This window comes from Clostridium sp. JNZ J1-5, from assembly GCF_053901425.1.
The window spans coordinates 1849773-1871665 of the sequence record NZ_CM132773.1; the positions used below are offsets into that span (position 1 = coordinate 1849773).

The window sequence follows — 21893 nt, forward strand, 5'->3', positions numbered from 1 at the left end:
TCCTAAAGTATTCCCATCTTAATTAGCCCTATTATTTTACTTGAATTGAACCCAGTACCAATCATAGCTAGTATTAAAATTAAAATAGGAAGTATCTCTTTTATAGGCTTAGCTTTAGACTTATAAACTTTGCCTTTTAAGTTTTCTTCTCCGAAAAATCCATTTATAACTATAGGGAAATAGTACACAGCATTCAATAAACTACTTGCTAATATAATAATAATTAAGACTAATTGGTTTATCTCAATACTTGCTAAAGCCAAATTCCACTTACTAACAAACCCTGGAAGTACAGGTATGCCAATCATAGATAAAGCTCCCATTAAAAATAATCCAGTTGTAAAAGGCATTTCCTTACCTATACCTCTTAATTTATCAATCTCTTTATGTCCTGTTTCTTCTATCATAGCCCCCACTGATAGGAATAGGGCAGATTTTGTTACAGCATGGCCTATTATGTGAAAGATTGCTACAGCAACTCCTAGCTCAGTGCCCATACCAATTCCAAGAAAAATATATCCCATCTGAGCTACACTTGAATAGGCTATAATTCTTTTTATCTTCTTCTGGAATATAGCCAAAACAGATCCTATGATCATTCCTGCACCTCCAAGTACTAAAATTATATTTAATACTGGAAACTGTCTTACAATTTCAAATCCAAAAGCTCTATATAAAACTTTAATTAGAAGTAATACAAAGGCTTTTAAAACTAGTGATGATAATATGGCACTAGATGAAGTTGGCGCACTTGAATGGGCATCTGGTAACCAGTTATGCAACGGAAACATAGCACTTTTTACTCCAAGTCCAATAGTGAAAAGCCCTAAGGTTATTAATATAGCTTTTGGATAATCTGCATATACCTTAATCAATTCATTGTGTACAAAAGTTATATTAAGCTGACCTGTCATAGAATATATAAAAGCTATTCCCATTAAGACAAGCCCAGATCCAAGGCAGCTCATAATTAAGTACTTTAACGTAGCTTTTATATTGTCTTTTTTATCTTTTACTACAATAATCCCACATGAAGCTAAGGTAGATATTTCTATAAACACAAAAGCATTGAAAAAATCATTAGTATAAACAATTCCTAATAGTGAACCTATTAAAATATTTATTAGTAGGTAATATAAAGAAACCTTATTTTCTTTTATGTCCCTATCAATGTTATAAACTGAATACCAAATAATCATCAAAGCCACAAAAGTGAAGAGAACTCCCATTACTACTTCAATATTTCCAATATAAAATTCAATTCCCATAGGTGGACTAAAATGTCCTACGTTATAATAAAATTTCCCTTCCTTTATAACATATATAGCAGTTATTATTGATAGGATAAAGCATGCAAACATAGATACTAAGCTCATAGTTTTTATAATTTTATTCTTTTTTATAACTAGCATAATAAAAGAAGAAATAAATAAAATAAGTATAATCAGTAATGGAAAACTCTTAGTAATCAATAGATTAATCCCCCTTCATCTTCATAATTTCATCTAATTCAATTGTTCCATATTTTTCATTAACCTTTATTGTGAGAGCAAGTGCAAATGCTGTTGTACTTACTGCTACAACGATTCCTGTTAGCATTAATGCTGTAGGCACTGGATTTATATATGCATTAACGCCTTTATAAGCTCCAACAATTATAGGTGCTTCTCTGTTTTCAATATATCCCTTTGCAATAAAAAACAAAAATACAGCTGTATCCATAATATTAAGTCCAATAATCTTTTTTATTAGATTACTATGTAGTAAGAGTGTAGCAAACCCTACACCAAATAGAATTATAGCTCCAGCTTCATAATAGTTTGTAAGTATTGATTCCATTTATATTTCTCCTTCATCAAATAGACTATAAAAAAAGTACATTGTTATAGCTACAATCGTTCCAACTAATATATTTAATGGCAGTAAAAATCCTCCACTTAATATTTTTCCCGGAGTGCCTAGGGGTGGCTGCGGTAAATTAAGATGACTGCCTCCAGATATAAAACTATATCCCTTTAATACTCCATACATGATTATTGAAAAACTTAATACGCTAACTAAATATTTATATCTTAATTTCTCTTGAGTTTTTTCTTTACCATATACAATCCTGAATAATATGAAACTAGCTCCAATAATTGTTCCTCCAGCAAATCCACCTCCAGGACTTAAATGTCCATTGAAAATAACATATATTCCAAAGATTTGTATGAATGGAATTATAACTTTGCTCACTTCTCTTAAAATTACATTTTTCATATAACTGCTCCTAACTAACACCTAATCTATTTTCTTTCTATCCTCTTTTAAAAGCATTATTACTATAATAGATGCCGTAAATAGAACACTCGCTTCCACAAATGTGTCAAAAGCTCTATAATCTAATATAATTCCAGTAACAATGTTTGTAGCTCCAGTATCTCTCACTGAATTTTCTATATAATACTTAGTTACTTCATTATTTGAAGGACTGTCTGCACTCCCAAACTTAGGAAGATCATTAAGTCCTAAAAGTAGTATTAAACTTAAACTAATTGTAAGTATGAACGCAATTAACTTTTTCATTTTTTAGCTCCTTTTACTCTTTTTAGTGTCAGCATAAATAAAAGAGTTGTAATTCCTGCTCCAACAGCAGCCTCTGTTATAGCAACATCTGGAGCATTCAACTGCTGCCAAAGAATAGCCATTATGAGGCTATATACCATAAATACAATAATAGCTCCCAAAATGTTTTTTATTACAGATACAGCAACGGAGGAACCTATTAAAAACAAAATCATAATTATGCTAAAAGCCTTCATTCCTATTCATCTCCTTATCATCTATTAACCCACATTCCTGCTCATATCTAGTTTTTGCAATTAAATGAGTAGCAGTAGGATTTGTAATCCAAATAAATAGGATAATTAACAGAAGCTTTAAACTCACTATATTGAATCCATTAAATACTATTAAAGCTGTTAAAGCTAGAATAGCTCCTAAAGTATCACACTTTGCCGCACTATGTGCTCTTGTAAGCATATCTGGAAATCTAAATAGCCCAATAGTTCCAATTAGAAAAAAGAATAAACTGCCCGATAACAAAATACTAATAATAGCTAATTTCATATATTCTTTCCTCCCCATTTTTTAATATAATTTGCTATAACTATAGACGCAATAAAACTTATGAGAGCGTACACTAACGCTACATCTATAAAATAAGTTTCATGTATTATAAAGGATATTATTAAAATCAATATTATAGTTTTAGTACCAATAACGTTTATAGCAATGAGCCTATCTCCAGGGGTAGGCCCTTTAACTGCTCTAAAAATGCATAAAAATATAGTTAAAGTTAGAAATAAACTAGCAAAGATTAATACTTTAATCATCAATTAAATCCTCCATTTTTAAAAGAATCTCTTCAAATTTTGAATTTACTAAACCGTCCACATATTCTTTCTTTAGACAGTGAACTGTTAACTCATCTCCAATCATCTCCAGCGTAAGTGTCCCAGGCGTTAAAGTAATAGAGTTAGCAAGCACAGTTCTGTAAAAGTCTGATTTCAATTTTGTAGTAAACGTTGCCACCTCAGGAGATATTTTTATGGATGGACTTAACACAATTGCTGCTACATGAATATTTGCTACTACAATTTCTTTTAACAATATCCATATATAGTTCATCCAGTATTTAATTTGCATATTAAATTTTATCAACCTTTTCTTGTACGTTTTTCCTATATAACTATTCTTATTTGCAAATAGTACAATGCTGCAAAGTAAAATTCCTATTATTAAACTCTCTAAACTTTTATTCTCAGATAGTATTGTCCAAAACAATATATACAATAAAATAACTTTAAAAGTCATTTTAAATACCCCCTTTTCTCGTTTCATTAACCTTATAAAGCAATATTTATGCCAACGATTAAGAATATAGAACATTTTTTTTGCTAGATGTTGATTTTAGCTAGGTTCAGGCCCTAAAAAAATCTCCAGACATAAAAAGGGATAATTACATTTTATGTAATTATCCCTTTTTATGTTTCACATCGGAACATTTTTCGGTTTTTTGCTTCTTTTCGTGTTCCATAAAGAAACACATGTTTCATTACGGAACACCTATTATGTTTCTTCTATATTATACCTTTTCATTTTTCTATACATAGTAGTCCTACCAATGCCTAGTGCTTTGGACGCTGCAGCAATATTACCACTATATTCCTGTATAGCTTTTTTTATATAACTCTTCTCCATTTCATCTAAAGTTACTAATTGTCTCTTATCTTCTGTATCTTGAGATAGTTCTTTACACTTAATATATGATGGTATATCCTTAGCTGTCAGTACTACATTATCATCTACGACATTCATAATTCTTTGCATTACATTTTGTAATTCTCTTACATTCCCTGGCCAGTTATAACTAAGCATACCTTTATAGAAGCTTTGTCCTACATTTTTTATTCTTTTTCCTGTGGATTTGCTAAATTTGCCTAAGAAATGATCTATAAATATTTTTATATCCTCTTTTCTCTCTCTTAATGGAGGAGTATATATAGGCATAACATTGATTCTATAAAATAAATCCCGTCTAAAATTTCCTAACTCTACTTCTTTTTTTAAGTCCTTATTGGTAGCTGCAATTACTCTTACATCTACTGGTATAACATCATGTCCACCTACTCTTACTACCTTTCTATCTTCAAGAACTCTAAGTAAATTCACTTGAACATCTAGTGGCATATCTCCTATTTCATCTAGAAATATAGTGCCTCCATCTGCTAATTCAAATTTCCCAGGATGTCCTCCCCTTTTAGCTCCAGTAAAAGCTCCTTCCATATATCCAAAAAGTTCACTTGAAACTAGTTCTCTTGGGATTGCTCCGCAGTTTAAAAACACAAATGGATACTCTTTTCTATCACTTTCATTATGGATTGCTTGGGCAAACATTTCTTTACCTGTACCACTTTCGCCTTGCAAGAGCACTGTTGTATCAGTATTTGCTGAGCTGGTGGCTAGCTTTATAGCCTTATTTATAGCATCACTTTTTCCAAGTATATCACTAAACGTAAACTTTGCATTGGCTCCTACTATTTTATTAACTAAACTATGAACCATTTTCATCTCTCTAAAAGTAATAACTACTCCTGCAGATTTCCCACCATTACTTAATTTAATTGGGGTTATGTTTGCAATACAAGTTTTCTTTCTACCATTTTTCGTCTTTAAGTAAACCTCTTCTTCCTCATATCTTTTTCCACTAGTGATACTGCGAATTATATCTGGTCTATTGTCTGTACTCAATATAGTATTAATATGTTTACCTATTATTTTGTTTTCGCTAAGGAGTAATAATTTACGGGCAAATCTATTTGCACTTACAATAGTCCCTTTATTATCCACTCTAACTATTCCCTCTGAAATAGATTCAGTTATTTGATAAAATCTCTCATTAATACCTTTAAGCTCACTATTATATTCTTTTAACTTCATTTCTTTTTCTATAGCTTCTGCCGCTGCTACAACCATCCCTAAGGTGTGAGGATGGACTAATCTATAACTTCCTGTTATACTTAATACACTTATTATATGTCCACTTTTATCCTTTATAGGACATGCAGATGATGTTAAGCCATGATACTTCTTTAAATAGTGCTCTCCCCCTACAACCTGTATAGGCTCTCCTGTAAGCAGCGAAAGTCCTATTGCATTAGTTCCTATTGTTTCTTCGCTTATATTATATCCATCACATAATCCCAGAGAATAATACATGTTTACTATTTTTTCTTCACCTATATTCTCTAAGACATAGCCATCTTTATCTGCTAATCTTATTATAAAATCAGTGTCATTAACAATTCTATAAAGGCTCTCCATAAATGGTTTTGCCGTTTCCAGCAATGGAATAAACTCGCTATATCTTTTCTTTAATTCCTTTTCATCTAACCTTATATAAAAATCTTCCGAAAGGGGATTCACACCATACTTTCTACTTCTTCTCCATGATTCAGCTATAATCTTTCTTATATTACTATCATCCAGCACTCCATTTGTGACAAACTTGTTCCATTTATTTATTATATTTTTATTACTGTCTATTACATTTCTAAAAGGCAAAAAAACCCCTCCATTGTACCTTTGTTTATTATGTTACTTTTTCCTAAATTCATTGTTATTGTTTTCTTTATCCTTTGAATTATACCAATCATTAGGATCTTTTATTTCAAAAGGAAATATATTAGGATTAAATTCATCTCCTGAGTCATCCATAGGCTTATCAAATATCTTAATAAATAAGACACATAAAATAATTCCTAGTATTATATAAATAATAACTCTCATTTCCTTCGCCTTCTTCCTTAAATATTTTATTAATATTATTATATCATAGTGAAAATATATGCAGTTAATATTAGTTGTTAAAAAAATTTTTAATTATTGAAGTATTTTTCATGGAACTCAGTTGTACACCCGTAATCAATTAATACAAGCTTTTTATCAAGTATTCCCCATGAACTAGTAGCTATTACATCCTCACTTAAGAGATCAAATTGATTAGCTAATATTAGAATATCTTTGTAAAAGTCATCTGATTTTATTTTTTTAATATCAATATTCTTAGTTTTTACTAAATGTGTCAAAGGTAAGGCTCTTTTCATAACTATCATATTAGGCTTATACCATAAAACTGGGCATAAATACTTTTTTAAGCTATCATGGCAGTTGCAATATATATAGTTTTCTACGCTGCATTGATAATCTCCGTCCTCATCTTTAGCTATTTTTATCACATAGTCTTCATTAATACCATAAACAATTCTTCCTAATCCTTCTCCTAAAAATTCAAAGTTCTTATAGATCTGAAATATATTCATTGAATATATTTTTTCAAAAAAATCTTCTGATAAATTCATATGCCATCTCTCCTTACACAGTTCTATATTCTAAGCACTTAATTAACCCCTATATTATTAATATGCTTGTCTATTTTCTATGTTCTATATTGTTATATTTATATGTTGCCATCTATTGTAAAAACTATTTTTTATTCTATGCTTGAATTATTAATTAAACAATAATATAATTATATCTAAATGCGATAACGAAATTCGATATATAATATAAATATAGGAGAGATTTATTATGCAAGATAAGATTTTAAGAAAATTTTTTCTTGGATTTATCCAAATACATATACTTCACCATGCCAAAAAAGAGCCTTTCTATGGCTCTTGGATGATTGAAGAATTACAAGAACATGGATATCAAATGAGTCCTGGCACTCTATATCCCATATTACATAACATGGAATCTAATGGGATATTGAAAAGAGAAGATCAAATTGTAGACGGTAAAATAAGGAAATACTATAGCATTACAGATGAAGGAATTGCTATTCTTGAAGAGGCTAAAGAGAAAGCTTTTGAATTATTTAAGGAAATTAAGGATTAATTGGAAAGGGGTATGTTAATGTTTGATTTAAATAAAGTTAAGTATAAAAATATATTAAATATTGATAATTTGTCTATTCCAGAAAAGAAGGTAACTTGCATTATTGGTCAAAGCGGTAGTGGTAAAACTACTCTCTTAAGACTCTTGAATAAATTGATAAGCTGTGATGAAGGTGAAATTTTCTTTAATGCTAAATCTCTAAAAGATATAAATTCTATAGACTTAAGGCGGGAAGTGGTTATGCTTCCTCAGGTTCCTGCAATTTTTCCTGGAAACATTAAAGACAATCTGGTAATAGGATTAAACTTTTCTGAGAAACCAATTCCTAAAGATGAACAGCTAACTGATATTTTAAACATACTAGGGCTAAATAAATCGCTTCATGAAAATGCAGAAAAATTATCTGGAGGTGAAAAACAGAGACTAGCTCTAGGAAGAGTCCTGTTAATGGATCCTAAAGTACTTCTTCTTGATGAACCATCTTCAGCACTAGATGAAAGCACAGAAAAAACTATAATTGAACAAGTAGTAAAATACATAAAATCAAATAATAAAACTCTTATAATGGTAACTCACTCCCCAAAAGTGGCAGAAGATTTTTCAGATAATATTATTAAAATTAGCAACGGTAAAATTGAGAAATAAAGGAGAAATTATTTATGGAAAATGTTATTAATCTTAGTATTCTTCAATTAGCTTCTGCCTACATATTTGTACTTATTCTACTACTTATTGTTAAATTAAAAGGAATTCCAAGAGAAAAAGAAATTCTTATATCAACTGTGCGTATGACATTACAATTGATACTAACTGGATATGTACTTGCCTACGTATTTGAAAATAGTCATCCATCATATACTATCATAGCTATTGTCTTTATGGAAATATTCGCTATATACAATATATTTAAACGTTCAAAATTAAATCTTTCTTCAAAAATGAAAAAAATAATTGCTATTTCAATGTTATTTGGTACCGTAACAAGCTTAGTTTATTTTTTATTTGTAGTTATTAGAATATCTCCTTGGTATAATCCTAGATATTTTATCCCTATAGGTGGTATGGTTGTAGGAAATTCTATGACAGGTATAACCCTTGGTGTAACTAGACTTGTAGACGGCATGACTAGCCAAAAAGATTTTATTGAAGCATCTTTAATGTTAGGTGCTACCCCAAAAGCAGCATCAAAGATGATTGTTGATAAGGCCTTTGATTCTGCAATTTTGCCAACAATAAATTCCATGGTTGGTATGGGAATTGTGTTTCTTCCTGGGATGATGACTGGTCAAATTCTATCTGGAATCTCACCTGTTACAGCCATTGAATACCAAATAGCAATTATGCTGGGTATACTAGGCAGCGTAGCTTTAACTGTAATACTATTTGTTCAATTAGGATATAAGACTTTTTTTAATGAAGAATATCAGCTAAATATATAAACATAGTACTTATAATACATTAGTTATACTTTGGATATACCAAAACCCTGATTGTAGAGAATCTGCTCTATAATCAGGGTTTTTTAATATATCATACTAAAACTAATTATAAAATTTATCTAAATATATTGATTTTTGATTAATATATGTTTATAATCTATAATAAACATAGTAATCCTATAGGAATAGTATAATTAACTTTGATCAAATAAATTTTATTAGGGAGGCAGACATGAATTCAAATTATGTTATTTTAATAATATCTTTATTGCTTTTAGTCTTTTTACACTTTTTAAAAACAAAAAAAGTTAGCTTTGGTAATAGAGTTCTTATAGCTCTTGTTTTAGGTGTAGCCGTGGGTGCTATATTTAAAGAAAATGCTCAAATAATAGAGCCAATTGGATTAATATTTGTTAGATTGATTAAAATGTTGGTAATTCCTCTTGTAATTACTGCTATAATCTCAAGCATAACTTCACTCGATAGCCCAGAACAGTTAAAAAGTATAGGCTCCAAAACCATTGGCCTATTATTACTTACTACAGCTATAGCAACAGTTATTGGTGCTATAGTAGGACTTATTATAGATCCAGGAGCTGGGGTACAGTTTGTAAAAGATTCATCTTTTACAGTACGTGAAATACCTTCATTTACAAAAGTACTATTAGATATGGTTCCAATGAATCCAGTATCCGAAATGGCAGACGGAAAGATTATTCCAGTTATTATATTCTCAATCTTTATTTCAGTTGCTATTATAATTGAGGGCTCAAAAAAACCTGAATCAGTAAAACCAGTAAAAGATTTTATTGATTCCTTTTCAAAAATTATGTTTAGAATAACTAAAATGGTAATTAAATTAACTCCATATGGAGTGTTTGGATTAATGGTATCTGTATCTGCTAAATATGGGCTTTCAACTTTAATTCCTCTTGGAAAAGTTATCTTAGCAGTTTATATAGCTTGTGCACTTCACATGATAATAACTTACGGAAGCCTTTTAGCTTTTGTTGCTAAAGTTAATCCTATACGCTTCTTTAAAAAGGTTTATCCTGCACAGGTAGTAGCCTTTACGACAAGAAGCAGCTATGGAACTCTTCCAGTAACTTTGAAGGCGTTAACTGATAGAGTAAAAATTTCCGATAAAATAGCTAGTTTTGCAGCTCCAATGGGTGCTACAGTTGGAATGAATGCCTGCGGTGGATTATATCCAGCTATAGTAGCAATTTTTGTTGCTAGAGTGTTTAATATAGAATTAACTATGCTTCACTATATAATACTAGTTGCTACAACTACCTTATCTTCTATTGGAATTGCAGGAGTTCCAGGTACAGCATCTATTGCTACAACTGTTGTATTGACAAGCTTAGGACTTCCTGTAGAAGGAATAGCTATGGTTCTTGGTGTAGATGTGATAATTGATATGGCAAGAACAGCAGTTAACGTAACGGGTTCTTCAGTAGTTGCTCTTTTAGTTGCCAATTCAGAAGGCGAATTTGATAGAAAAGCCTTTAATTCTGATATTGATGATGATTTAGAGCTAAATATGTAGTCAAAACCTTAACTGCTCGAATATTATGTTAGTAATTCCCCCATATATAAAACCGCTAGGAATAAATTATTTATTTTCTTATCCTAGCGGTTTTTTTAATTTAAAAATTATTTCTCATGGATGTATAATGAAAAATAGCTTTTATCCTTGCTGTAATTTCTATTGTACCAGCTTCTATGGGAGTTACTGTGCTTGCTGCTTTTAATGATTCTCTTTCAATAATAGGAACATATTGGCTTCCTTCTTCTTCGATACTTATTGGAGTTTCATTAATTACAACTCCTAATGTATTTTCTACAACCTGAGCTTTTTCTATAGCATCCTTAATAGCAAGCTTTAGTGCTTGGTTATAGTATAAAGATGGATTAGCAACAGTAAAATTGATTCCTCTTATTGTATTTGCTCCGCTTTCAACTGCAGCATCTATTATCTCTCCAGTTTTATTTATATCTCTTATAGTGACTACTATGGTATTTGTAACTCTATATCCTCTAAAAACTTGTTTCCCATCAACATAATCATATTCTATGTCTACATTATAGCTTTGAGTTTGTATGTCTCTCTCATTAATTCCCATTGCCTTTAATCTATTAATTAAACTATTAGTTTTTAACGCATTTTCTTCTTGAACAGTTTTTAATTCCTTACCTTCTGTTATTACCCCTAGTGTTAAAATTGCTATATCCGGCTTTGTCTTTAAAGTTCCTTTCCCATTTAATTTAACAGAATTACTATGTTTATATTTGTCTTGCTGGTATCCACTATACATATCTCTATATTCTCCTATATTAGAAAAATACATGCTTTTATTCTCCTCTTCTAATCTCTCTCCTCAATATAATATTAAACTGTATGTATGCAGGTGCTAACTTAATATCTATAAGTTTATTTATTATATCTCTTCCTTAGAGCAACTATATAATATATAAAAAAATGGTACCTCAAAAGTTATTTTTGAGACACCATTTTTTATTGATTTTGTTTTAAATGAATGTTGATTTTTACATTCATTTAAAACTTTCCATTAATATGTTAAGGCTGTTTTAAAGATTGTTGTCAACAATCTCTTAAATCATAGCCTATTTATTAATTTTAAACGAACTCTTTAGGGATACTATTCTATTAAATACTATCTTATCTTTAGTTGTATGCTTAGGATCCACATTGAAATATCCATGTCTGAAGAATTGGAATTTATCTTCTGGTTTTACATTCTTCATGTTTGGTTCTATAAACCCTTGTATTACTTGTAATGAATTTGGATTTACTTGATCTAAGAATGTTTTTCCTTCTTCATTCTCATCATCTAAAATTAAAGGCTCATATAACCTAAATTCTGCTGGCAATGCATGCTTAGCATCTACCCAGTGAATAGTTCCTTTAACCTTTCTTCCTGTAAAGCCACTTCCACTCTTAGTTTCAGGATCATAAGTACAATGTATTTCTACTACATTTCCATTTTCATCTTTAATTACATCAGTACATTTTACAAAATAGGCATTTTTCAATCTAACTTCATTTCCCGGAAATAATCTAAAATATTTCTTTGGTGGATTTTCCATGAAATCTTCTTGTTCAATATATATCTCTCTAGAGAATGGTATCTCACGTGTTCCCATTTCAGGCTTATCTTGATTATTTTCTGCCTCTAGCATTTCTACTTGACCTTCTGGATAATTTGTTATAACCACCTTTAATGGTCTTATTACAGCCATTGTTCTAGGAGCTTTGTCATTCAAATCTTCCCTTACAAAGTGCTCTAACATTTGAGCATCTACTAAACTATTACTCTTAGCTACACCTATTTCTCTACAGAAGTTACGAACTGCCTCAGGAGTGAAACCTCTTCTTCTCAATCCAGCAATAGTTGGCATACGAGGGTCATCCCATCCATCAACATAGTTTTCTTCTACTAGTTGCTTTAATTTTCTTTTACTCATTACTGTATTTGTTAAGTTTAATCTTGCAAACTCAATTTGTTGAGGTTTGCTTTCCATCTCGCATTCTCTTATTACCCAGTCATATAGTGGTCTATGGTCTTCAAATTCTAATGTACATATTGAATGGGTAACTCCTTCAATAGCATCTTCAAGAGGATGTGCAAAATCATACATAGGATAGATACACCACTTATCTCCTGTATTATGATGCTCTGCATGAGCAATACGATATATTATTGGATCTCTCATATTTATATTAGGAGATGCCATATCTATTTTAGCTCTTAACACCTTTTCTCCATCTTTGAATTCGCCCTTACGCATGCGTTCAAATAAATCTAGATTTTCTTCTACTGTTCTATTTCTAAATGGACTTTCTTTTCCTGGTTTAGTTAAAGTTCCTCTGTATTCTCTTATTTCCTCTGGTGATAAATCACATACATATGCTTTGCCTTTTTTAATCAAAACTAAGGCACGTTTATACATTTCTTCAAAATAATTAGAAGCAAAATATAATTCATCCCACTCAAAACCTAACCATCTAACGTCTGCTTTAATAGATTCCACATATTCTGTGTCTTCCTTTAATGGATTAGTATCATCAAAACGTAAATTTGTTTTACCATTGAATTCATCTGCTAATTCAAAATTTAAAACTATTGATTTTGCATGACCAATGTGTAAATATCCATTTGGTTCTGGTGGAAAACGAGTTATTATTTCTTTATGTTTTCCCGATTCTAAGTCTTCAATAACAATATTTCTTATAAAGTTTGACGAACTGCGTTTATCCTCCATATTTGTTACCTTCCTTTTCTATTGGTTAATCTTTATTTTTCCTCTACATTGAATTAAATATATCACAAAATCTTCATTTTTTCTACTTTCAGTATAAAATTCTCACTCTATTAACCCTTATATTCACTTATTTTTGGCAAAAAACCTTTAGGTATTCTAACTATTTAGCTTTTCCCATGATATATTAAATGCTTTTCTCCATATAGTTACATTTGCAATAACCATTATTACCATATATAAATATATTCCATAGACAAATAATGTAGCCAAGTAATGTATTCCTGCTAAAGCACCAAGCAGAATCATAAGAGGAATTATAACTAGTCCTTCACTTTGCTGAGCTGCTTCGTAACTTTCAGAAAAAGGTAATGCTTTTTTTAAGAACTTAAAACAAATTACTATAAAAAATAATATATTCAAAAATACTACAATTAAATCTGGAAATATCCTAACTCCAAATAGTGCAGTAAATATTATAGACTCAATAATGTATATAGGAAGTAGCAATCTAATAATAAATGCTTTCAATGTTCCTTTAAATATAGATGTTATATTCTTAACTGGTGCAGTTTTATAAATCCAAGCTCCTTTATATTTTCCCGAATACTTCATCATCATAACTACTGTTGGAAGTAATAATGCACAGAAGTATATATTCAAGTACATCTTACTGGCTCCAATGCTATCTAACCCTCTATCTCGCAGTTCATTAAATATAAATATAAATGGAAAAATAAGAGCAAATCCCAATGATGGATATACTTTAAGTTTAAAATCTCTTTCATTTTTAACCATATCAGAAGCAAATTTGAAAAAAACTCTTTCTTCTTTGCTTGAACAAACCACATTTGATATTCCATGAAAAAATCTCTTGTTTTCTTTTTTAACCTTTTCACTATTGTTGTTTAGTTTCTGTAGATTTCTTTCAAATGTTGGTATTAGCTTCACATATATAACTATTGAAAGTATTGGTACAAGTACTGCAAGTATTGAAAACACTATAAAATATATGCTCTTATTACCTTTTAGTATTAACTCAAAAGGAGCACCAAACCATATAGGAACTATAAAGTACTGCCACCATTTTGGGCTAAAAACTATATTTAAATCCACAAGATTAAATAATCTTCCTAGTAACTGATATCCTACAGTTATAACTATTGATAGAGATATTTGAACATAATTTATTATATCCTTTAACTTTTCTCCATCAAAAAACTTTAAGATTAATAAATATAGTAGAGCCGTTAACACTACTATAAATAGGTCCATAAGTATTATTTCTAGCAGGAATACTATAAAAAATAGTACTCCCCGTTTTACTAATGACGCTATTAGGGCAGGCCCTGAAATAGCAATAGTAATTGAAAGCATATAGATAAGTACGTGGATAATTTTTGCCATACTTAAAGTTTTGTTGTCTACTGGTTTTGAAAATATAATATTCTTATCTCTTATATCTAAAAGTACAGAAGAAAAATCAGAAATTAAAGAAGTCATAACCATAAACATTAGTATCCCAAAGGCGAGGCTCATTTGAAATATATAGTTTTTCCCCATTATAACAAAGGGAATCATAATTATTCCTAGTAACCCATAAAACCATAGAGACTTCATAAAATTATTTTCATCTTTATTTTCTTTGTTATTTTTCTTTTTCGACGAATCGCTTATTATAGTAGGAACTCTTCTCCCATCCATAATGAGCTTTACTTGGAGTATCTTTCTCATTATATGGTAGTCTACTCCAAGTTTTTCAAAGAAGCTTCTAAATCTATCTAAAAACCTTAACGCCTTAAAGTCCTTCATATTACTGCACCCCTTGAACTATAGATACAAATTCTTCAGCTATTGCTTTATGTTCATTAAATCCAGTAAGCTGATTAAATATCTCTTCTAGTGATCCTTCCTTACATTTGCCCTTTAGTTCCTCAAAACTTCCATCAGCTACTATTTGTCCACCATTAAGTAATACTATTCTATTACTTATCTTTTCAACTACATCCATTATATGAGATGAGTAGAATATAGTTTTACCCTGTGCAGCTAGTTCAGCTAATATTTCCTTAACCACCATAACACTGTTAGCATCAAGTCCGCTTAAAGGCTCATCTAAGAATAGTATATCAGGGTTGTGTAAAAGACTTGATATTATTAATACCTTCTGTTTCATGCCTTTAGAATAAGATGTTATCCTGGAATCATATACCTCATCTATTCCAAATATTTTCATAAGCTTGTGAGCTTTCTTGTCGGCTTCATCGTAATCTAATCCGTATAGTTCACCTATAAAGGTTAAATATTCTCTTGCAGTAAGGTTGTCATATATTTCTGCAACCTCAGGAACATATCCTATTTTTCTTTTATACTCTATGCTTTTATTTGATATATCTTCTCCTAGGATTTTTACTTCTCCTGTATATCCTGTTACTAACCCTAACATTATTTTTACTGTAGTGCTTTTGCCAGCCCCATTAGGGCCTATATATCCTATGATTTGTCCCTTATATACCTGTAAATTTACGGCCTTTAGCACTTGCTTATTTCCAAAGCCCATTCTTAAATCATTTATAGTTATTATAGGCTCTTTTATATATTCCATAAAATCACTCCATTTTTTCAATATACCATAAATGTTACCATAATTTATCAGAAACAAAAAGATACCTACCTTAAAGTTCTATATAAAAAAGGAGATTAGCCTTAGCTATTCTCCTTTTTAATGTGCTAAACATAGCCTTTTATTTAATAAGTCTTGATAAAGCTTTAAATTCTGGTGTTCCTGATTTTTTCATTAAATCAAATAGAATAGTCTCTGTATTTACAACTACAGCTCCCATGTTTTTCATTAAATCTAAGCCATTTTTATAGTTTTCCTTGGTTCTTGAAGCTACTCCATCAGATACTACAAAAACCTCATATCCTAAACCAATTAGGTCTCTTACTGTTTGAAAAACGCAAATGTGAGTTTCTGTACCTGTAACAATAATTTTCTTTCTTCCTGTTTCTTTAAATGCAGCAACTATCTTCTCTTCTGCACAAGCTGAGAAGAAATTTTTTTCAAGTTTTAATGCATTCTCTAATCCTGCATTAACTTCTTCAACTGTTCCTCCCAATCCCTTTGGGTATTGTTCTGTAACCATTATGGGCATATTCATTTCTTTAGCTGCTGAAACTAGAATATTTATCTTTTCAATAACTTGTTTTCCGTATTTCATAGCTGGGACTAATTTTTCTTGAACATCAATTATTAACAAAGAAGATTCTTCTTTAAGTAAAGTAAATTTATTCATAATCAGCCACCTTTCCTTATTATTAGAACTATTCTACCAAAAGTATTTGAAGATAACTAGTATTATTCAACAATTATTTTTACGAAATTTTAAAAAAATACATTTACCTACTATCATTATCTACAAAATAAAAAGGAAATAGTCTTAGCTATTTCCTTTATTTAATGATAATCACTTTACAGAAGCATAATAATTGATTAAGCTGCCTGCCAAAATAATCTCTTTTTCATCTTTAGTAAGATTATTAATATGAAGAATAATCTTTCTATTTCCTTTACTGCTGATAACTTCAGCTTCAATATCACTTTGGCTATTTTTAATTGCCTCTCTTATTCCTTTTACAAATATATACTCTCCCACTTCAAAATCTGGATCTACCGATGCAGCAATAGTAAATGGGATCATTCCCCAGTTTATAAGATTGCTCCTGTATCTCTTAGTAGCATACTCCTCTGCAATATTTGCAAAGCCCCCTAAAACCTTTTGACAAGAAGCTGCCTGTTCTCTTGCTGAGCCATCTCCAGGCTTTACAGCATAAATAACACTTCCTATCTGGGTATTTTTAATTATATTTTCTAATACCTCCTGTGAGGTATCTTCTTTTCCAATAATTCTATTAAATACTTCTTTCAATTCTTTGATACTACTATCCCTGTCCCTATTTACAAAAGCCTGCCTAGCTTTTTCTAATGCTTGAATATCTTTCGCCCTATTAACGTAATTAGGGTCTTTTCTTGATAGCGTAAATTCTGCAAGCTTTAAAGGATTTGAACGATAAGATGATGTTTCACCAGATGGTATTAATTCATCTGTTGTAGTAACAGGATCCTTAATGACAGAAGCTAACTTTAATAGAATATTGTCTGTTAACGGCTGCATTTTCGGCCAATCTGCAATATTAGGGCCATATTTTAATTCACTTTCACCCATAGACTTATTAAAACCGTAATATACTCTATTTTTGTATACTGTATCATTAAAACTATATTCTATATGCTTATCAGTAATATCAATTTCAGTAGCTGGTGTTAAAAATCCCCCACTTGCAGCTGTAGCAGCAATTGATAATGCATCCATTAAAGCTACAGAAGCTATTTGTCCTGTGCTAGGTTTAGAACCCTCTCTATTTGGGAAATTTCTTGTTGTATGTCTTATGCTAAGTCCATTATTTGATGGTACATCTCCAGCTCCAAAGCAAGGCCCACAAAATGCTGTTTTTACGGTAACTCCTGCTTCAAGTAACTTTCCTATAGAACCTTCTTTTATAAGTTCCATATATATTGGCTGACTTGCAGGATATACACTGAAATTAAAATAATCATTGCCAACAGAACTATTACTTAATATTTCAGCTACCTTAACTATATTTTCATAGCTTCCGCCAGAACACCCTGCAACTATTCCCTGGTCTACTTTAATCTTTCCATCTACAATCTTATCTCTAAGGTTAAACTTTATATTTGGATTGTCTATTTGCTTTTGTCCCTCTGCCTCTACACTTCTTAAAATCTCTTCAGCATTTGCATTAAGTTCAGAAATACTAAATACATTGCTTGGATGAAATGGTAGAGCAATCATAGGCTCTATCTTACTTAGATCTACTTTGATAAGACCATCATAATATGCTATATCACCAGGTTCCAATTCGCAATAGTCTTTTAAACGTCCGTGACTGTAGTAATACTCCTTAACCTTATTATCTGTACGCCAAATAGAGCTTAAGCAGGTTGTTTCTGTTGTCATAACATCAATACCACATCTAAAGTCAACAGATAAGTTTGAAATTCCAGGTCCCACAAACTCAAGAATTTTGTTTTTAACAAAACCTTTATTGAAAACTGATCCAATTATAGCAAGGGCCACATCTTGAGGGCCTACTCCTAATTTAGGCTTTCCTTCAAGATAAACTGCTATAACCTCTGGGAAGTCAATGTCATAAGTCTTTCCAAGGAGTTGTTTTACAAGTTCAGGTCCTCCTTCACCAATTCCCATGGTTCCAAGAGCCCCGTATCGTGTATGGCTATCTGATCCTAAAATCATACTTCCACAAGAGGTCATCATCTCCCTCATGTACTGATGTATTACAGCCTGATGTGCAGGCACATATATTCCGCCATATTTTTTAGCTGCTGAGAGACCAAATATGTGATCATCTTCATTTATAGTTCCTCCAACTGCGCAGAGACTATTATGGCAGTTAGTTAAAACATATGGTATTGGGAATTCTTTTAAGCCACTCGCCTTGGCAGTTTGTATAATTCCAACATAAGTAATATCGTGTGAAGCCATGGCATCAAATTTTATTTTTAATCTTTCTTCTTCATCAGATTTATTATGCTTCATTAAAATGTTATAAGCTATTGTATTTTTATGTGCTGCTTCTGCATTAATAAGTTTATTTAAATCAGCTGCAGCTTCTCCTATACTTTCTAACTGATAGTTTACGCTATCTAAAGAAATTTGATTTTCGTAGCCTAATATATTTTCACCTTTATAAAGATATACACCTTTATCAATAATTTCTACCATAACTTACCCACCCCTTATATTTTAAGGTCTACTATACTTGTTTTGACCGTACTTAACTTTTCATGTATTATTATATCAAAAGATAATATATATAAATAATATTTAAAATATATGCTATTTATATGAATAACATATAAATCTTCTTTTAGGAGTGTTATTTTTATGGATATTAGACAGCTTAAATATTTCCTTACTATTGCTGAAGAAGGAAGCATATCAAGAGCAGCTGAAAAGTTACATATGGCTCAGCCTCCACTTAGTCAACAATTAAAACTTCTTGAGGAGGAACTAGGGGTAAAATTAATGGAGAGAAGCACTAGAAAGCTCCAATTGACAGACATAGGCAAAATGCTCCAGCATAGAGCTAAACAGATATTAGAATTAGTAGATACAACAATAAAAGAAGTTAAAGATATTAGTGAAGGTCTTCAGGGAACCTTATCTATTGGAACTGTATCATCTGCTGGAGCAACTCTTTTGCCAGAGAAAATTCATAGTTTCCACAAAAAATATCCTGGTATAAACTTTGAAATATTAGATGAGGATACTTATAAAATAATAGACCTGCTAAATAAAGGTGTAATAGATATCGGTATTATAAGAACCCCCTTTAATCTTGAAAATTTTGAATCTATATGCTTGCCAAATGAGACAATGATAGCTATTAGCCGCAATATTACCTGGAAAGATGAACAAGAATCAATATATTTAGCCGATTTAGTTAATAAACCTTTGATAATACAGAGAAGGTACGAAGAAGTAATATTAGAATTATGTCATAGTGCTGGTTTTGAACCTAGGATACTTTGCAGAAGTAATGATGTGAGAACAGTATTGTTATGGGCAAGTACAGGTTTAGGCATATCTATTGTACCTAAAGCTTGTATAGATCTTCTTCCAGATACAAACTTACAGTATATAGAAATAGCTGAACCATCTTTAAAAGTAGGCACAGCTATAATATGGCCTAAAACCCGTTACATGTCCTCCGCTGCTAGACACTTTTTAGAAACTTTTAATCTATAACTAAAACTCAAGTAATTAAGCTTCTTATTCCTAGCTTAACTTTTTTTCTTTACAATAAATAAGTTAAATATTATCAAAGCTATTATTATAAGTAATAATTTATACTTTCCTGTTGCAAAACTTCCCTTAATTAAACTAAAAAGGTATAGTTCTTTAGTATATCTGCCTTTAGTAACGTACTCCATAAAATAGTAGCCAAAGCAGACCAGATATGCTGATGAAATATTATCAATTAAATTTACTATAGTAAAACCAAGCATGCCTAAAAAGGCAGCAGATATCCATGTTCCAAAAGTAATCTCCCAAAGATTAAAACTACTTCCTTGGATTTTGGCTAAGACCATTAATCCAAGTATCATTAAAAATATTAAAATCATCATAATTATAATACGCTCTAAAAGTGTCTTAACATAAGGCTTTTTTCTTATATATATTACTTCTCTAATGTTATCCTTATTTTCAATATTGGCCAAGTAGGGAATTAATATTATACCTATTATTGAAATATACAATTCTCCAATCTTAGCTACAGTTTTATAATCTAGCAATTTAAGACTAGCTATTATTGGTATCAATATAATAAACCCAATAGCTGCTAAAAAATTCAGATTTAAGATTATCTTAAAATTGTATTTTAAAGTGCTCATATATGCTGATATTAAATGAGATTTTCCCTCATTATAATACTCTGTCTTATCTTCTTTTACATTACTTAATGTATTCACCTACAGCACCTCTTTTCTTTGACCATACCAAGGATGCTATTAAGGCTAATATAGCAGAAACTGCAATATAAAACACTCTATTAATAGCTATAGTTTCACTCCATTTAATGTAATTCGAATAATCTCCAAAAGTATTAAACCTAATAATAAATTTACTTAAAGAATAGTTTCCGCTTAATGGAGTTAAAGAGCTAATCCATAAGATGAACTGTATAGGTATAGCTATTATTCCATTGTTAAAAATAACTGAGATTAACATACCTACTGCAGCGGTAAATAGTACGGTTGGGGTTACCCACCAAATTGTATACTTAAAAAAGGCTAACATATCAATATTATAGTTATTAAAATTTCCTATCCTGTAAAAAATAAAAGTTGAATAGGATGCAAACATAAAATATGGTATTAATACAGCTGTACATAGAGCAGTATATTTGGATAATATATACGTATATGCGGAAACACTTCTACTGCAAATCAATTCCTGCATTTTGCTTCTTTTGTCCTTTATAAGTATAAAAGCTGCAAGAAACACTGGAAAAAATCCAGCTGTAATCCCCATATAGTCTGCAAATACTCGTCCTTCTGCATTAGTTAACTTGTCCTTTTCTAAAAGTTCTTTATAGTCTTTAAGAGCATCTTCATAGGTCTTTGGTTCATTAAGTACTGTATGCCTTCTCTTTTCTCCATAATATGTTGAACCACCTAGTTTTTTATCTAGATCCTCCATAATGTTCAAATATTGCTCATAAGATACCTTTATTAAATTTTCATCCTTATTATTAAGATACTCATCTGATGCTATACTTTCCATGGCATCTTTTATATATTGTTTTTCATTTTCATCTAATTTTACTGTTACATTTAACATTAACTTTTCCTTATATATACTTCCACTTTCATAGTCTCTATACAAATTCATATACATTTCCCTAATTTCTTTTTTAGGATCTGTTATATCCTTACTCCCATATCCTAGCATTCTTTCCTTATCATTAAGTCCACTTGGAGCAATCGGTTTAAAATTTTTTGTAGTACTAGGTGGTGAGAATTGAGTAAAGTAGAAAAGTCCAACAACTATTATAAAGATATAGAAAGTAATATTTTTAAATATATACTTTAATTCTTTTTTAAATAAATTCCAGAACACC

General features: G+C 30.6%; 24 protein-coding genes. 5 read left to right on the forward strand and 19 right to left on the reverse strand.

What is annotated here, in order from left to right; genetic code table 11:
• Positions 1-2: 2 nt before the first annotated feature.
• The 11 genes from ACWW38_RS08940 to ACWW38_RS08990 form a co-directional block, all read right to left on the reverse strand.
• Positions 3-1472 (reverse strand): complex I subunit 5 family protein, encoded by a 1470-nt coding sequence (locus tag ACWW38_RS08940; RefSeq protein ID WP_456257246.1) that lies wholly within the window; start codon positions 1470-1472, stop codon positions 3-5.
• 4 nt (positions 1473-1476) lie between these two features.
• The gene (locus ACWW38_RS08945; protein WP_456257247.1) at positions 1477-1839 is read right to left on the reverse strand and encodes a sodium:proton antiporter; all 363 of its coding nucleotides are present in this window, start codon (positions 1837-1839) and stop codon (positions 1477-1479) included.
• Entirely contained in the window at positions 1840-2259 is a 420-nt protein-coding gene (locus tag ACWW38_RS08950; RefSeq protein ID WP_456257248.1) for an MnhB domain-containing protein, read from the reverse strand.
• Positions 2260-2280: 21 nt separating this feature from the next.
• Positions 2281-2565: a hydrogen gas-evolving membrane-bound hydrogenase subunit E gene (gene mbhE, locus ACWW38_RS08955; protein WP_456257249.1), complete on the reverse strand. Its 285-nt coding sequence runs from the start codon at positions 2563-2565 to the stop codon at positions 2281-2283.
• On the reverse strand, positions 2562-2801 hold the full coding sequence (locus tag ACWW38_RS08960) for a hydrogenase subunit MbhD domain-containing protein (protein ID WP_456257250.1): 240 nt from the start codon (positions 2799-2801) through the stop codon (positions 2562-2564). The genes mbhE and ACWW38_RS08960 overlap by 4 nt, the downstream gene beginning before the upstream one ends.
• Positions 2788-3108, reverse strand: coding sequence for a monovalent cation/H(+) antiporter subunit G (gene mnhG / locus ACWW38_RS08965; RefSeq protein WP_456257251.1), 321 nt, complete (start codon positions 3106-3108; stop codon positions 2788-2790). The genes ACWW38_RS08960 and mnhG overlap by 14 nt, the downstream gene beginning before the upstream one ends.
• The gene (locus ACWW38_RS08970) at positions 3105-3374 is read right to left on the reverse strand and encodes a monovalent cation/H+ antiporter complex subunit F (protein WP_456257252.1); all 270 of its coding nucleotides are present in this window, start codon (positions 3372-3374) and stop codon (positions 3105-3107) included. Before ACWW38_RS08970 ends, mnhG begins: the two co-directional genes overlap by 4 nt.
• Positions 3367-3855 carry a Na+/H+ antiporter subunit E gene (locus ACWW38_RS08975; RefSeq protein WP_456257253.1) on the reverse strand — a complete coding sequence of 163 codons (489 nt, stop codon included), beginning with the start codon at positions 3853-3855 and terminating at the stop codon, positions 3367-3369. Before ACWW38_RS08975 ends, ACWW38_RS08970 begins: the two co-directional genes overlap by 8 nt.
• A 255-nt stretch (positions 3856-4110) precedes the next feature.
• Positions 4111-6105, reverse strand: coding sequence for a sigma-54-dependent Fis family transcriptional regulator (locus tag ACWW38_RS08980; protein ID WP_456257254.1), 1995 nt, complete (start codon positions 6103-6105; stop codon positions 4111-4113).
• 33 nt (positions 6106-6138) lie between these two features.
• Positions 6139-6330: a hypothetical protein gene (locus ACWW38_RS08985; protein ID WP_456257255.1), complete on the reverse strand. Its 192-nt coding sequence runs from the start codon at positions 6328-6330 to the stop codon at positions 6139-6141.
• A gap of 89 nt (positions 6331-6419) precedes the next feature.
• Positions 6420-6902: a hypothetical protein gene (locus ACWW38_RS08990; RefSeq protein ID WP_456257256.1), complete on the reverse strand. Its 483-nt coding sequence runs from the start codon at positions 6900-6902 to the stop codon at positions 6420-6422.
• 229 nt (positions 6903-7131) lie between these two features.
• Between ACWW38_RS08990 and ACWW38_RS08995 the strand changes: the two genes are divergently transcribed.
• The 4 genes from ACWW38_RS08995 to ACWW38_RS09010 all read left to right on the forward strand — a co-directional run bounded on the left by ACWW38_RS08995 (position 7132) and on the right by ACWW38_RS09010 (position 10431).
• Positions 7132-7440 carry a PadR family transcriptional regulator gene (locus tag ACWW38_RS08995; RefSeq protein ID WP_456257257.1) on the forward strand — a complete coding sequence of 103 codons (309 nt, stop codon included), beginning with the start codon at positions 7132-7134 and terminating at the stop codon, positions 7438-7440.
• Positions 7441-7458: 18 nt separating this feature from the next.
• Entirely contained in the window at positions 7459-8085 is a 627-nt protein-coding gene (locus ACWW38_RS09000) for an ABC transporter ATP-binding protein (protein WP_456257258.1), read from the forward strand.
• A 14-nt stretch (positions 8086-8099) separates the two neighbouring features.
• Positions 8100-8879 carry an ABC transporter permease gene (locus ACWW38_RS09005; RefSeq protein ID WP_456257259.1) on the forward strand — a complete coding sequence of 260 codons (780 nt, stop codon included), beginning with the start codon at positions 8100-8102 and terminating at the stop codon, positions 8877-8879.
• Between the two features lie 232 nt (positions 8880-9111).
• On the forward strand, positions 9112-10431 hold the full coding sequence (locus ACWW38_RS09010; RefSeq protein WP_456257260.1) for a dicarboxylate/amino acid:cation symporter: 1320 nt from the start codon (positions 9112-9114) through the stop codon (positions 10429-10431).
• A 100-nt stretch (positions 10432-10531) separates the two neighbouring features.
• Here ACWW38_RS09010 and ACWW38_RS09015 read toward each other — a convergent pair whose 3' ends face one another.
• From ACWW38_RS09015 to ACWW38_RS09040, 6 genes are all read right to left on the reverse strand, one after another.
• Complete coding sequence (locus tag ACWW38_RS09015; protein ID WP_456257261.1) at positions 10532-11233, reverse strand: SIMPL domain-containing protein; 702 nt, start codon at positions 11231-11233, stop codon at positions 10532-10534.
• Positions 11234-11510: 277 nt separating this feature from the next.
• Positions 11511-13169: a glutamine--tRNA ligase/YqeY domain fusion protein gene (locus ACWW38_RS09020; protein WP_456257262.1), complete on the reverse strand. Its 1659-nt coding sequence runs from the start codon at positions 13167-13169 to the stop codon at positions 11511-11513.
• Between the two features lie 156 nt (positions 13170-13325).
• Positions 13326-14978, reverse strand: a complete 1653-nt coding sequence (locus ACWW38_RS09025; RefSeq protein WP_456257263.1) for a hypothetical protein — start codon at positions 14976-14978, stop codon at positions 13326-13328.
• Between the two features lies 1 nt (position 14979).
• Positions 14980-15771 (reverse strand): ABC transporter ATP-binding protein, encoded by a 792-nt coding sequence (locus ACWW38_RS09030; protein ID WP_456257264.1) that lies wholly within the window; start codon positions 15769-15771, stop codon positions 14980-14982.
• Between the two features lie 139 nt (positions 15772-15910).
• On the reverse strand, positions 15911-16462 hold the full coding sequence (locus ACWW38_RS09035; protein ID WP_456257265.1) for a hydrolase: 552 nt from the start codon (positions 16460-16462) through the stop codon (positions 15911-15913).
• Positions 16463-16633: 171 nt separating this feature from the next.
• Positions 16634-18991 (reverse strand): hydratase, encoded by a 2358-nt coding sequence (locus ACWW38_RS09040; RefSeq protein WP_456257266.1) that lies wholly within the window; start codon positions 18989-18991, stop codon positions 16634-16636.
• A gap of 162 nt (positions 18992-19153) precedes the next feature.
• Between ACWW38_RS09040 and ACWW38_RS09045 the strand changes: the two genes are divergently transcribed.
• Positions 19154-20017 carry a LysR family transcriptional regulator gene (locus ACWW38_RS09045; RefSeq protein ID WP_456257267.1) on the forward strand — a complete coding sequence of 288 codons (864 nt, stop codon included), beginning with the start codon at positions 19154-19156 and terminating at the stop codon, positions 20015-20017.
• 35 nt (positions 20018-20052) lie between these two features.
• Here the strand turns inward: ACWW38_RS09045 and ACWW38_RS09050 are convergent, their stop codons facing one another.
• Both ACWW38_RS09050 and ACWW38_RS09055 read right to left on the reverse strand, forming a co-directional pair.
• Positions 20053-20742 carry a hypothetical protein gene (locus tag ACWW38_RS09050; RefSeq protein WP_456257268.1) on the reverse strand — a complete coding sequence of 230 codons (690 nt, stop codon included), beginning with the start codon at positions 20740-20742 and terminating at the stop codon, positions 20053-20055.
• Positions 20726-21892 (reverse strand): ABC transporter permease, encoded by a 1167-nt coding sequence (locus tag ACWW38_RS09055; RefSeq protein ID WP_456257269.1) that lies wholly within the window; start codon positions 21890-21892, stop codon positions 20726-20728. Before ACWW38_RS09055 ends, ACWW38_RS09050 begins: the two co-directional genes overlap by 17 nt.
• Between the last annotated feature and the right edge of the window lies 1 nt (position 21893).

What these genes read in the sequence shown, in the direction of transcription:
- ACWW38_RS08945 (WP_456257247.1), bottom strand. Translation starts at nt 1,839, where the DNA reads ATGGAATCAATACTTACAAACTATTATGAAGCTGGAGCTATAATTCTA.
- ACWW38_RS08950 (WP_456257248.1), bottom strand. Translation starts at nt 2,259, where the DNA reads ATGAAAAATGTAATTTTAAGAGAAGTGAGCAAAGTTATAATTCCATTC.
- mbhE (WP_456257249.1), bottom strand. Translation starts at nt 2,565, where the DNA reads ATGAAAAAGTTAATTGCGTTCATACTTACAATTAGTTTAAGTTTAATA.
- ACWW38_RS08960 (WP_456257250.1), bottom strand. Translation starts at nt 2,801, where the DNA reads ATGAAGGCTTTTAGCATAATTATGATTTTGTTTTTAATAGGTTCCTCC.
- mnhG (WP_456257251.1), bottom strand. Translation starts at nt 3,108, where the DNA reads ATGAAATTAGCTATTATTAGTATTTTGTTATCGGGCAGTTTATTCTTT.
- ACWW38_RS08970 (WP_456257252.1), bottom strand. Translation starts at nt 3,374, where the DNA reads ATGATTAAAGTATTAATCTTTGCTAGTTTATTTCTAACTTTAACTATA.
- ACWW38_RS08975 (WP_456257253.1), bottom strand. Translation starts at nt 3,855, where the DNA reads ATGACTTTTAAAGTTATTTTATTGTATATATTGTTTTGGACAATACTA.
- ACWW38_RS08985 (WP_456257255.1), bottom strand. Translation starts at nt 6,330, where the DNA reads ATGAGAGTTATTATTTATATAATACTAGGAATTATTTTATGTGTCTTA.
- ACWW38_RS08990 (WP_456257256.1), bottom strand. Translation starts at nt 6,902, where the DNA reads ATGAATTTATCAGAAGATTTTTTTGAAAAAATATATTCAATGAATATA.
- ACWW38_RS08995 (WP_456257257.1), top strand. Translation starts at nt 7,132, where the DNA reads ATGCAAGATAAGATTTTAAGAAAATTTTTTCTTGGATTTATCCAAATA.
- ACWW38_RS09000 (WP_456257258.1), top strand. Translation starts at nt 7,459, where the DNA reads ATGTTTGATTTAAATAAAGTTAAGTATAAAAATATATTAAATATTGAT.
- ACWW38_RS09005 (WP_456257259.1), top strand. Translation starts at nt 8,100, where the DNA reads ATGGAAAATGTTATTAATCTTAGTATTCTTCAATTAGCTTCTGCCTAC.
- ACWW38_RS09010 (WP_456257260.1), top strand. Translation starts at nt 9,112, where the DNA reads ATGAATTCAAATTATGTTATTTTAATAATATCTTTATTGCTTTTAGTC.
- ACWW38_RS09015 (WP_456257261.1), bottom strand. Translation starts at nt 11,233, where the DNA reads ATGTATTTTTCTAATATAGGAGAATATAGAGATATGTATAGTGGATAC.
- ACWW38_RS09020 (WP_456257262.1), bottom strand. Translation starts at nt 13,169, where the DNA reads ATGGAGGATAAACGCAGTTCGTCAAACTTTATAAGAAATATTGTTATT.
- ACWW38_RS09025 (WP_456257263.1), bottom strand. Translation starts at nt 14,978, where the DNA reads ATGAAGGACTTTAAGGCGTTAAGGTTTTTAGATAGATTTAGAAGCTTC.
- ACWW38_RS09030 (WP_456257264.1), bottom strand. Translation starts at nt 15,771, where the DNA reads ATGGAATATATAAAAGAGCCTATAATAACTATAAATGATTTAAGAATG.
- ACWW38_RS09035 (WP_456257265.1), bottom strand. Translation starts at nt 16,462, where the DNA reads ATGAATAAATTTACTTTACTTAAAGAAGAATCTTCTTTGTTAATAATT.
- ACWW38_RS09040 (WP_456257266.1), bottom strand. Translation starts at nt 18,991, where the DNA reads ATGGTAGAAATTATTGATAAAGGTGTATATCTTTATAAAGGTGAAAAT.
- ACWW38_RS09045 (WP_456257267.1), top strand. Translation starts at nt 19,154, where the DNA reads ATGGATATTAGACAGCTTAAATATTTCCTTACTATTGCTGAAGAAGGA.